The sequence below is a fragment of the Bradyrhizobium sp. 132 genome (assembly GCF_023074185.1).
GTDB lineage: Bacteria > Pseudomonadota > Alphaproteobacteria > Rhizobiales > Xanthobacteraceae > Bradyrhizobium.
Genome location: NZ_JADPKY010000170.1, coordinates 281,566 through 293,547 on the forward strand (window position 1 = coordinate 281,566; position 11,982 = coordinate 293,547).

The window sequence follows — 11,982 nt, forward strand, 5'->3', positions numbered from 1 at the left end:
GCAGTGATCATTAAAGTCAACTTCCCCTGATCGAACGCGAAGCTTAGAGTGTTACCACCTGGTCAAGGGCGCGAGTTCGACGCCACCAGAGGAGGTATTCATGGACGACAATTCGAAGTGCCCGTTTTCGGGTGGAAAACGCGTGCCAACGAACCGCGATTGGTGGCCAACTCAGCTCAGCATCGAGATGCTGCACAAGAATTCCGGCCTGTCCGATCCGATGGGCAAGGAATTCGACTACGCCAAGGAATTCAAGACGCTCGACCTGAACGCGGTCATCAAGGATCTGACCGCTTTGATGACAGAATCGCAGGAATGGTGGCCCGCCGACTTCGGTCACTATGGCGGTCTCATGATCCGCATGGCCTGGCACAGCGCGGGCACCTACCGCACCACGGACGGCCGCGGTGGCGCCGGCGCCGGTCAGCAGCGTTTCGCGCCGCTCAACAGCTGGCCCGACAACGCCAACCTCGACAAGGCGCGCCGTCTGCTCTGGCCGATCAAGCAGAAGTACGGCCGCAAGATTTCCTGGGCCGATTTGATGGTGCTGGCCGGCAACGTCGCGCTGGAGTCGATGGGCTTCAAGACCTTCGGCTTCGCTGGTGGCCGCGCCGACGTGTGGGAGCCGGAGGAGCTCTATTGGGGTCCCGAAGGCACCTGGCTGGGCGATGAGCGCTACAGCGGCGAACGCCAGCTCGCCGAGCCGCTCGGCGCGGTGCAGATGGGCCTCATCTACGTCAATCCGGAAGGCCCGAACGGCAAGCCGGATCCGATCGCCGCGGCCAAGGACATCCGCGAGACCTTCTTCCGCATGGCGATGAATGACGAGGAAACCGTCGCGCTGATCGCCGGTGGCCATACCTTCGGCAAGACCCATGGTGCTGGCGATCCGTCTCTGGTCGGACCGGAGCCGGAAGCGGGCGCGCTCGAGGATCAGGGCCTCGGCTGGAAGAGCAAGCACGCTTCGGGCCTCGGCGGTGATTCCATCACCAGCGGTCTCGAGGTGACATGGACGACGACGCCGACGAAGTGGAGCAACAACTTCTTCGAGAACCTGTTCAAGTACGAATGGGAACTGACGAAGAGCCCGGCGGGTGCGCAGCAGTGGACGGCCAAGGGCGCGGAGGCGATCATTCCGGACGCTTTCGACAAGTCCAAGAAGCATCGGCCGACCATGCTGACCACCGATCTCTCGCTGCGTCTCGATCCCGCCTATGAGAAAATCTCGCGGTGCTTCCTGGAGAATCCCGATCAGTTCGCCGACGCCTTCGCCCGCGCCTGGTTCAAGCTCACCCATCGCGACATGGGTCCGGTTGTGCGCTATCTCGGCCCGCTGGTGCCGAAGGAGACGCTGATCTGGCAGGATCCGATCCCGGCCGTGAATCACGAGCTGGCCGGCGAGCAGGATATCGCCTCGCTGAAGACGAAGATCCTGGCCTCGGGCCTGTCGGTGCCGGAGCTGGTGTCGACGGCCTGGGCGTCGGCCTCGACGTTCCGCGGCTCGGACAAGCGCGGCGGCGCCAACGGCGCACGCATCCGCCTCGCCCCGCAGAAGGACTGGGAGGTGAACGAGCCGGCTCAGCTCTCCAAGGTCCTGGGCAAGCTCGAAGCGATCCAGAAGGACTTCAATGCGTCATCCGGTGCGAAGAAGGTCTCGCTGGCGGACCTCATCGTGCTCGGCGGCACCGCCGCGGTCGAGAAGGCCGCGAAGGATGCCGGCGTCGGCATCAAGGTCGGCTTCACCCCGGGCCGCATTGATGCCTCGCAGGAGCAGACCGACGCTGCCTCCTTCGCTCCGCTGGAGCCGCGGGCCGATGGCTTCCGCAACTACACCGGCAAGCGGCAGCAGTTCATGATGCCCGAGGAGGCTCTGGTCGATCGTGCGCAGCTGCTCCGGCTTACCGGCCCGGAGATGACGGCGCTCGTCGGCGGTCTGCGCGTGCTCGGTGCCAATGCGAACGGTTCGAAGAACGGCGTCCTCACCTCGAAGGTGGGAACGCTGAGCAACGACTTCTTCGTCAACCTGCTCGACATGAGCACGCAGTGGACGCCGACCGGCACTGACGGCAGCTATGAGGCCCGCGATCGCAAGACCAACGCGGTGAAGTGGACCGGCACGCGCGTCGATCTGATCTTCGGCGCGCACTCGCAGCTTCGCGCCTACGCCGAGGTCTATGCCACGTCGGATTCCAAGGAGCAGTTCGTCAAGGACTTCGCCAAGGCCTGGACCAAGGTGATGAACCTCGACCGGTTCGACCTCGCGGCTTGAGGTGTTTGACCTCTCCCGCAAGCGAGAGAGGGGGCGCATTTCGACCGGAGCAGGCACAACAGCACAAACAAAAAGGGCGGCCGAAAGGCCGCCCTTCATGTTTCTGATGCAGCGGAGCGATTACTCGCCGGCCGCTTCGCGCGGAGCCTTTTCGCCCTCGCCCTTGCCCTCGAGGTCTTCGCCGGTCTCCTGGTCGACCACCTTCATCGACAGGCGGGTCTTGCCGCGGTCGTCGAAGCCGAGCAGCTTGACCTTGACCTTATCGCCTTCCTTGACGACGTCGGAGGTCTTCTGCACGCGCGCCGAAGCGAGCTGGCTGATGTGGACGAGACCGTCCTTGGAACCAAAGAAGTTCACGAAGGCGCCGAACTCCATCACCTTGACGACGGTGCCGTCGTAGATCTGGCCGACTTCCGGATCGGACGCGATCGACTTGATCCACTTGATCGCGGCCTTCATCGCCTCGCCGTCGCTGGAGGCGACCTTCACGGTGCCGTCGTCCTCGATGTTGACCTTGGCGCCGGTCTTCTCGACGATCTCGCGGATCACCTTGCCGCCGGTACCGATCACTTCACGGATCTTGTCGGTGGCAATCTTGAAGGTCTCGATGCGCGGCGCATATTCGCCGAGCTCGGCACGGGCGTTGGTAAGCGCCTTGGACATCTCGCCGAGGATGTGGATACGACCATCCTTGGCCTGACCGAGCGCGACCTTCATGATCTCTTCGGTGATGCCTTCGATCTTGATGTCCATCTGGAGCGAGGTGATGCCCTGCTCGGTGCCGGCGACCTTGAAGTCCATGTCGCCGAGATGGTCCTCGTCACCGAGGATGTCGGAGAGAACCGCGTAGCGCTTGTCTTCGAGGATCAGGCCCATCGCGATGCCCGCGGTCGGCCGCTTCAGCGGCACGCCTGCGTCCATCAGCGCGAGCGAGGCGCCGCAGACCGAAGCCATCGACGACGAGCCGTTGGATTCGGTGATCTCCGACACCACGCGCGTGGTGTAGGGGAACTCGTGGTGCGGCGGCAGCACGGGGTGAATCGCGCGCCAGGCAAGCTTGCCGTGGCCGATCTCGCGGCGCTTGGTGCCGCCGAGGCGACCGGTTTCACCGACCGAGTAGGGAGGGAAGTTGTAGTGCAGCAGGAACGTCTCTTTGTACGTTCCCGACAGTGCGTCGATGTACTGCTCGTCCTCGCCGGTGCCGAGCGTGGTCACGACCAGCGCCTGGGTCTCGCCGCGGGTGAACAGCGCCGAGCCGTGGGCGCGGGGCAGCACGCCGACTTCGGCGATGATGTTGCGCACGGTCTTGGAGTCCCGGCCGTCGATGCGCTTGCCGGTGTCGAGGATGTTCCAGCGAACGATCTTGGCTTCGAGCTTCTTGAACACGCCGCCGATGCGCAGCTTGTCGTATTTCGGCTCCTGCCCTTCGGGGAAGTAGTGGGCGATCACCTTTTCCTTGACCTTGCCGACCGCAGCGTAGCGATCCTGCTTGATCGGAATGGCGTAGGCGGTGCGCAATTCCTGCTCGACCATGCCGAGCATTTCCTTTTCGAGCGCCGAATTGTCGATCGCGGTGACCTCGCGCGGCTCCTTCGCGGCCTTCTCGGCGAGCTCGATGATCGCGTTGATCACCGGCTGGATGTGGCGGTGACCGAACATCACGGCGCCGAGCATGATGTCTTCGTTCAGTTCCTTGGCTTCCGATTCCACCATCAGCACGGCGTCGGCAGTGCCGGCGACGACAAGGTCGAGCTGGGTGTCGACCATCTCGTCGAGGGTCGGGTTGAGGATGAACTCGTCATTGGCGAAACCGACGCGCGCGGCGCCGATCGGGCCCTTGAACGGAGCGCCCGACAGGGTCAGCGCGGCCGACGATGCCACCAGCGCCACGATGTCGGGATCGTTCTCCATGTCGTGCGAGAGCACGGTGACGATCACCTGGGTCTCGTTGCGCCAGCCGTCGACGAACAGCGGACGGATCGGACGGTCGATCAGGCGGGAGACCAGCGTCTCCTTCTCGGTCGGACGGCCCTCGCGCTTGAAATAGCCGCCGGGAATGCGGCCGGCTGCGTAGGTCTTCTCCTGATAGTCGACGGTCAGCGGCAGGAAGTCGACACCTTCGCGCGGGGTCTTTGCCGCGACGACGGTGGCGAGCACCACGGTCTCGCCGTAGGTCGCGACGACGGCGCCGTCGGCCTGGCGGGCGATCTTGCCGGTTTCAAGCTTGAGAGGGCGTCCGCCCCAGTCGATCTCGACCGAATGCTTATTGAACATAGATGTCTTCTTTCATGGGTTCTCGAAAGAAGGACGGCTCGAAAAACAAAAACCATGCGCAAGATTGCGGGACGTTGATCGAAGCGGGCGATCAGCGTCCTGCGATCCTGCCATGGTTTTTGGATTTCGGATGGCGTCCATCCTTTCGGGTCATACGGGCGCCTTGCCCGTTGTGCCCAGCCGCCGGATTGCTGCTGGACTGTCAGTCGGCACAAACGCGAACACCAAACCTTGGGTCTTCGCCCATCATGCCCCGGATGCGAACCGTCAACGGCCCGTACCCGACGCGCACGCAGCCTCGATCAAAAACCTTTAAACAAGCGCTTTCGTTCGAAACCACGCGCGAAAACGCGCGCCGTTGGGCGCGCGCAAGAACTCTTAACGACGAATGTTGTGCTTCTCGAGCAGCGCCTTGTAGCGCGCCTCGTCCTTCTTCTTCACATAGTCGAGAAGCGAGCGGCGGGTCGACACCAGCTTCAAGAGGCCGCGACGCGAATGGTTGTCCTTCACGTGGGTCTTGAAATGGCTCGTGAGGTTGGCGATGCGTTCCGAAAGGATCGCGACCTGAACCTCTGGCGAGCCGGTATCGCCGGCTTTGTTGGCATTCGTCTTGATGACTTCCGCTTTGCGTTCTGCGGCAATCGACATCGTCAATTTCTCTCGTTGCGAACGGCGCTGGCAGTCAGGCCGGTCAGGTTGAACACACGCTTGGGGATGATTTCGCCATTGCCAACTTCGGCAAGCGCTAGAAGCCGGCCTGCCACCGTGACATAGACTGTGCCGCTCGAAGTGGGCGCATCCCGTCCGCGCAACAAAACGGCCTGGCCCCGATGGAGCCTTGCCGCATCAGCCCGAGTGACGGCCAGTGCCGGGATGTCGTCCAGCGCGGTCTCAACGGGCATAAGCGCGTCGGCGAGGCTCCCCTCGCCGGACGCGGCTCTATCGCACAAAGCCTCCAACTGATCCAGCGGAATCATGTCGTTCTCGCCAAATGGGCCGACCAGGGTCCGCCGCAGCGCGCAGATATGGCCGTAAGTGCCGAGAATTCGGCCCATATCGCGGGCCAGCGCGCGGACATAGGTGCCCTTGCCGCACTCGGCCTCGAACACGGCGTGGTCACTACCCGGTTGATTTACAAGGCTTAAACGGTGAATCTCGACCGGACGCGGGGCCAGTTCCACGATCTCGCCGTCGCGGGCGAGGTCGTAGGCACGCTCGCCCTTGATCTTGATCGCGGAATAGCGCGGCGGGATCTGCTCGATCACCCCTGTGAAACGGGGCAGCAGGGCCTCGATGGCCTCCCGGGTCGGGCGCTGGTCGGAGGTTGCGGTAGCCCGGCCCTCTATATCGTCGGTATCGCGCTCCTCGCCCCAGCACACGGTGAACTGGTAGCGCTTGCGGCCGTCCATGACGAAGGGGACGGTCTTGGTGGCCTCGCCGAGCGCGATCGGCAGGCCGCCGGAGGCGAGCGGATCCAGCGTGCCGGCATGACCGGCGCGTTTGGCGTTGAACAGGCGCTTGAGCACGGCAACGGCCTGCGTCGAGGTCATGCCGATCGGCTTGTCGAGCACGACCCAGCCGTGGACGTCGCGGCGGTCACGGCGCGGCTTGTTGCCCTTCTGCTTGTTGGCGCGCGGATCGTTGTTGACGCGGCGCGGCTCCTGATGCGGCTGGGAATTGCCGTCCATCTCCGCAAAATTATTTTTCTGCACGTCGCGCTGATCGGGCTCTTCGCCGCCGATCGTGCCGTGAGCCGGGTCCATCGTCATTGCTCTTCTTCCCGATCCGATTTCGGATCCTGTTCCAGGTCCTTCTGCACCGCAGGTGTTCGCAAAAGTTTCTCGATCCGTTCCGCTTCGTCGAATCGTTCATCGACGCGGAAGCGAAGGTCAGGTGCAAATTTCAGGTTAACGCGCCGCGCGACCTCGCCGCGCAGGAACTTCTTGTTGCGCTCGAGCGCAGCGATAATGACCTCGGTGTCGCGGCCACCGAGCGGCATCACATAAACTGTTGCAAGCTTCAGGTCGGGCGACATCCGTACCTCCGGCACGGTGATGATGTGACCTTCGAGGTCCTCATCATGCACATTGCCTTGCGCCAAAATCTCGGCCACCGCATGGCGAACCTGCTCCCCGACACGCAACTGGCGCTGCGAGCCGCCGGGTGCGGAACTTTTTTTCTGATGATGGCTGGGCATGGTCGAAAATTACCTCGTCATGCGCGTGTATGGGACACGAGCATTGTCATTTGTTCTGTTGAAACGAATGCGGTGAGATGGCCGGAATAAATCCGGCCATCTCACTCCCGCAATTTCAGCTCAGAAAGATCCAGGCGCTTCGGTAAGATTTGGACTTACAGGGAGCGCTGGATCGTCTCCACGCGGTAACACTCGATCACGTCACCGGCGCGCATGTCGTGATAGTTCTCGAAGGCCATGCCGCATTCCTGACCGGACTGGACTTCCTTCACTTCGTCCTTGAAGCGCTTCAGCGTCGACAGCTTGCCTTCGTGCACGACGACGTTGTCGCGGATCAGGCGCACATTGGCGCCGCGTTCCACGGTGCCGTCGGTAACGCGGCAGCCGGCGACCTTGCCGATCTTGGAGATGTTGAAGATCTCCAGGATCGCGGCATTGCCGAGCATGGTTTCGCGCAAGGTCGGTGCGAGCAGGCCGCTCATGGCCTTCTTCACGTCGTCCACGAGGTCGTAGATGATGTTGTAGTAGCGGATCTCGATGCCGTTGCGCTTGGCGGCCGCAGCGGCCTCCTTGTTCGCACGAACCGAGAAGCCGATGATCGCGGCGTTAAAACCTTCCGCGAGCGTCACGTCCGATTCCGAGATGCCGCCGACACCGGCATGCAGGATACGCGCGGCGACTTCGTCGGTGCCGAGCTTCTCCAGCGAGCCGAGGATCGCTTCCAGCGAGCCCTGCACGTCGGCCTTGATGATCAGCGGGAATTCCTTGCGGCCCGCCGTCTTCAACTGCGACATCATCTGCTCGAGCGAGCCGCGCATGCCGGAGATCGAGGCAGCCGCGTTCTCGCGCTTCTGGTGCGCGCGGTAGCTCGTGACCTGACGGGCGCGGGCTTCGTTCTCGACCACGGCGAGACGATCGCCGGCTTCCGGCGGACCGTTGAAGCCGAGCACTTCGACCGGTACCGAGGGACCGGCTTCCTGAACCGTCTCACCCTGATCGGAGATCAGCGCACGGACGCGGCCCATCTCGGCGCCAGCGACGATGATGTCACCGACACGGAGCGTGCCGCGCTGGACCAGCACGGTCGCGACCGGACCACGGCCGCGGTCGAGCTTGGCTTCGATCACGGTGCCTTCGGCCGGGCGCTCCGGATTGGTCTTCAGGTCGAGGATGTCGGCCTGGAGCGCGATCATCTCGAGCAGCTTGTCGAGATTGGTCTTGTTCTTCGCGGACACTTCGACGTCGACGACTTCGCCGCCGAAGGATTCCACCTGCACCTCGTGCTGCAGCAGCTCGGTGCGCACGCGCTCGGGCTTGGCGTCGGGCTTGTCGATCTTGTTGATGGCAACGATGATCGGCACCCGCGCCGCCTTGGCGTGGTTGATGGCTTCGATCGTCTGCGGCATCACGCCGTCATCGGCCGCAACCACCAGCACGACGATGTCGGTGACCTTGGCGCCGCGGGCGCGCATCGCGGTGAACGCGGCGTGGCCGGGCGTGTCGATGAAGGTGATCTTCTTGCCGCTCTCGGGCGACACCACCTGATAGGCGCCGATATGCTGGGTGATGCCGCCGGCTTCGCCGGAGACAACGTTGGCATGACGGAGCGCATCGAGCAGCGAGGTCTTGCCGTGGTCGACGTGGCCCATCACGGTCACCACCGGCGAGCGCGGCTCGGTATCGGTGGGATCGTCGATGGCGTCGAACAGGCCTTCTTCAACGTCGGACGCGGCAACGCGCTTGACGGTGTGACCGAGCTCTTCGGCGATCAGCTGCGCGGTGTCGGCGTCGATCACGTCGGTGATCTTGTGCATCGCGCCCTGCTTCATCAGCATGCGGATGACGTCGACCGCGCGCTCGGCCATGCGGTTGGCGAGTTCCTGGATCGTGATCGCTTCCGGAATGATCACCTCGCGGATGAGCTTTTCCTTCGGCTCGTTCGCGGCATGGCCCTTCAGGCGCTGGGTGCGGCGGCGGAACGAGGCGATCGAGCGCTCGCGCACATCGTCGGCATTGAAGGCGGTGACGACCGTCAGGCGGCCGCGCTCCTTCTGCGGGCCGGGCTTCTGGGTGGGCTTGGGGGCTACCACAGGCCGCGCAGCGCCGCCGGGACCGCGACGGATCTGGCGCGGACCCTCGTCCTCGTCCGGTCCGGCTGCGACAGCGGGGGCGCGACCCACCGGGCCTCCCGGCCGCGTGGTCGTCCCAGGCCGCGCGGTCGTTGTTCCCGGGCGTGCCGTGGTGCTCGTTCCGGGGCGCGCCGTGGGCGCTCCGGACCGCGGTGCAGTAGCGGCAGAGGTCGCGGTTGCAGGGCGCGCCGCAGATTGCGGCTGCTCGCCTTCGCCAAAACGCTTCTTGGCCTCGGTTTCGGCCTTCCGCTTGGCTTCCTCTTCGTGGCGGTGACGCTCGTCCTCGGCCTTGCGGCGGGCTTCAGCGGCCTCGCGGTCGGCGCGTTCGGCGGTTTCGCGGACAGCGCGGCGCTGAGCCTCTTCCTCGGCACTACGACGCTCTTCGACTTCGCGCACCTTGGCATCGGCCAGCGCGCTGGCGCGGGCGGAACGTTCGTCCTCGGTCAGCGTGCGCAGCACCACGCCGGAGCCGGTGTTGCGCGGCGGAGCCGCGCGTGCAGGAGCAGGCGCCGGCGCGGCCGGCGCAGGCTTCGCCACTTCGGCCACCTGCGGCTCGGGGGTGCCGTCGACACGGCGCTTGCCGCGCTTCTCGACCACGACCTGCTTGCTACGGCCATGGCTGAAGCTCTGGCGCACGGTGCCCGTTTCGACGCGCGGCTTGAGCGATAGCGTCTTGCTCGGAACGCTCAGCTTCTTGTCGCCAGGGGTCTTGGTATCAACCATTAAGCAGTCCTAATCCTGATCTTGTTGTCGTTGTGCGTTGCCGCACCGTGCTATCGGGTGGTCGTTGTCTCTCAGAAATCCTGGCCGGGCATTTCGGCAGTCTTGTCAACGTGCGCCATCCGGTATCGGACCAGCATCTGGCTACGTGACAGGAATGACTTGCTCGCCGGGCCCGCGAGCAGGGCAGCATGTATCACATTTGACCGGGTAAGTGCCAAATCCAATTCTATTGATTTCAGCGCGGTGACGACGGGAATCTGCGGCTTGGAGCCGCGATTTCCGTCATTTTGACGCGCCAGCATGTCCAATTTGCGGATTCCGTCCGCGGCCCCGTCGCTGGCATGGATCAGGACCTCGGCCGTACCTCCCCGAAGCGCGCTTTCGACCTTGCCGAAGCCGGCCACAATCTGGCCCGCCTTGGCGGCAATCCCGAGGGCTTCGGTCACGCCCCGAACCAGAAGCGCCTCGATGTCGGCGGGAAGCGTCTGAGGGATGCGCAGCTGGCGCTTGAAGGCTTTGGTAAAGTGGTGACGCCGCACGGCTTCCGCAACCACCTCGCGCGAGGCGGTGACCCACATGCCGCGTCCGGGCAGCTTGCGCTTGAGATCGGGAACTATGTCCCCTTGGGGCGAGACGACGAAGCGGATCAGCTCGTCGATCGGCCGGACCTCGCGGCTGACCGCGCACATCCGCATGGTCGCGGACTTCTCAGTCCGCGGTCCATGGTCGAGTTCGGGGTCAGTATCGGCGAGCATCCGGGTGACATCCTCCTTCGCCCTAAGCCGGCTGATCTTCGGCCGCCTCGGCCTCCTCAGCCGGCCTGGCGAGATCGGCCTCGGTGATCCAGCCGGCCTTGACGCGGGCCTGCATGATCATCGCTTCGGCATCGTCACGGGAGATCTCAAGGCCGTCGAGCGCGCCCGGATATTTGGTCTGCTCGCCGCCTTCCTTGCGCTCGGTCCAGCCGACCAGATCGTCAGTGGCGCAGCCGGCGAGATCGTCGACCGTCTTGATGTCGTTCTCGCCGAATTTCACCAGCATCTTCGAGGTGACGCCGGGCACGTCCTTGACGGCGTCCTCGACGCCGAGCTCCTTGCGCCTGGCCTCAATCTCGGCTTCCAGCTGTTCGAGATATTCACGAGCGCGGTTCTGGAGTTCCTGCGCGGTCTCCTCGTCGAAGCCCTCGATGCCGGCGAGCTCCTTTAGGTCCACCATCGCGAGTTCCTCGACCGAGGTGAAGCCTTCGGACGCCAGCAACTGACCGACCACTTCGTCGACATTGAGCGATTCCATGAAGACGCGGGTGGAGTTCTCGAAGTCGGCCTGGCGGCGCTCCGATTCCTCCTGCTCGGTCAGGATGTCGATGTCCCAGCCGGTGAGCTGCGAAGCCAGACGCACGTTCTGGCCGCGGCGACCGATCGCCAGCGAGAGCTGGTTGTTGGTGTCGGGCACGACGACCTCGATGCGCTCGCGGTCTTCGTCGATGACGACCTTGGAGACTTCGGCCGGCGCCAGCGCGTTGACCACGAAGGTCGCGATGTCGGGCGACCAGGGGATGATGTCGATCTTCTCGCCCTGCAATTCGTTCACCACCGCCTGCACGCGCGAACCGCGCATACCGACGCAGGCGCCGACCGGATCGACCGAGGAATCGCGGGAAATCACGCCGATTTTCGCGCGCGAGCCGGGATCGCGGGCAACCGCCTTGATCTCGACGATGCCGTCATAGATCTCGGGTACTTCCTGCGCGAACAGTTTTGCCATGAACTGCGGATGGGTGCGGGAGAGGAAAATCTGCGGGCCGCGGGTCTCGCGGCGGACGTCGAAGATGTAGGCGCGGACGCGGTCACCGTTGCGGAACACTTCGCGCGGCAGCATCTCGTCGCGGCGGATGATGGCCTCGCCGCGGCCGAGATCGACGATCACGCTGCCATATTCGACGCGCTTGACGACGCCGTTGACGATGTCGCCGATGCGGTCCTTGAATTCCTGATATTGCCGGTCGCGCTCGGCTTCGCGCACCTTCTGCACGATCACCTGCTTGGCCGACTGCGCGGCGATGCGGCCATATTCCAGCGGCGGCAGGGTGTCTGCGATGGTGTCGCCGACCTGGGCACCGGGATTGGCGCGCTGCGCATCCACCAGCGAGATCTGGTTGGAATGGTTTTCGACCGTCTCGACCACCAGCATATGGCGCGACAGCCGCAGCTCGCCCTTCTTCGGGTCGATCTCGGCGTGAACATCAGTCTCGCTGCCGTAACGTGCCCGTGCCGCCTTGGCGATGGCGTCCTCCATCGCCGCGATCACGATGCCGCGGTCGATCGATTTCTCGCGTGCAACGGCGTCGGCGATCTGGAGCAATTCAAGTCGATTGGCGCTGACTGCCATGG

The 11,982-nt window shown here is 64.1% G+C and carries 8 protein-coding genes; 1 reads left to right on the forward strand and 7 read right to left on the reverse strand.

Features of this window, described 5'->3' with window-relative positions:
* Positions 1-100: 100 nt before the first annotated feature.
* Entirely contained in the window at positions 101-2,269 is a 2,169-nt protein-coding gene (katG, locus tag IVA74_RS37825; protein ID WP_247352844.1) for a catalase/peroxidase HPI, read from the forward strand.
* Positions 2,270-2,389: 120 nt separating this feature from the next.
* On the opposite strand, the gene pnp is transcribed toward katG, so the two are convergent.
* From pnp to nusA, 7 genes are all read right to left on the reverse strand, one after another.
* Positions 2,390-4,543, reverse strand: coding sequence for a polyribonucleotide nucleotidyltransferase (gene pnp, locus IVA74_RS37830; protein WP_247352845.1), 2,154 nt, complete (start codon positions 4,541-4,543; stop codon positions 2,390-2,392).
* Positions 4,544-4,921: 378 nt separating this feature from the next.
* Positions 4,922-5,191, reverse strand: a complete 270-nt coding sequence (rpsO, locus tag IVA74_RS37835) for a 30S ribosomal protein S15 (RefSeq protein ID WP_092027405.1) — start codon at positions 5,189-5,191, stop codon at positions 4,922-4,924.
* A gap of 2 nt (positions 5,192-5,193) precedes the next feature.
* Positions 5,194-6,312 (reverse strand): tRNA pseudouridine(55) synthase TruB, encoded by a 1,119-nt coding sequence (gene truB / locus IVA74_RS37840; RefSeq protein ID WP_247352847.1) that lies wholly within the window; start codon positions 6,310-6,312, stop codon positions 5,194-5,196.
* Positions 6,309-6,740: a 30S ribosome-binding factor RbfA gene (rbfA, locus tag IVA74_RS37845; RefSeq protein ID WP_247352848.1), complete on the reverse strand. Its 432-nt coding sequence runs from the start codon at positions 6,738-6,740 to the stop codon at positions 6,309-6,311. Before rbfA ends, truB begins: the two co-directional genes overlap by 4 nt.
* Before the next feature lie 155 nt (positions 6,741-6,895).
* Positions 6,896-9,592 carry a translation initiation factor IF-2 gene (gene infB, locus IVA74_RS37850; RefSeq protein ID WP_247352849.1) on the reverse strand — a complete coding sequence of 899 codons (2,697 nt, stop codon included), beginning with the start codon at positions 9,590-9,592 and terminating at the stop codon, positions 6,896-6,898.
* A 71-nt stretch (positions 9,593-9,663) separates the two neighbouring features.
* Positions 9,664-10,347: an RNA-binding protein gene (locus tag IVA74_RS37855; protein WP_247352851.1), complete on the reverse strand. Its 684-nt coding sequence runs from the start codon at positions 10,345-10,347 to the stop codon at positions 9,664-9,666.
* A gap of 22 nt (positions 10,348-10,369) precedes the next feature.
* Positions 10,370-11,980, reverse strand: a complete 1,611-nt coding sequence (gene nusA, locus IVA74_RS37860; RefSeq protein WP_247352852.1) for a transcription termination factor NusA — start codon at positions 11,978-11,980, stop codon at positions 10,370-10,372.
* Between the last annotated feature and the right edge of the window lie 2 nt (positions 11,981-11,982).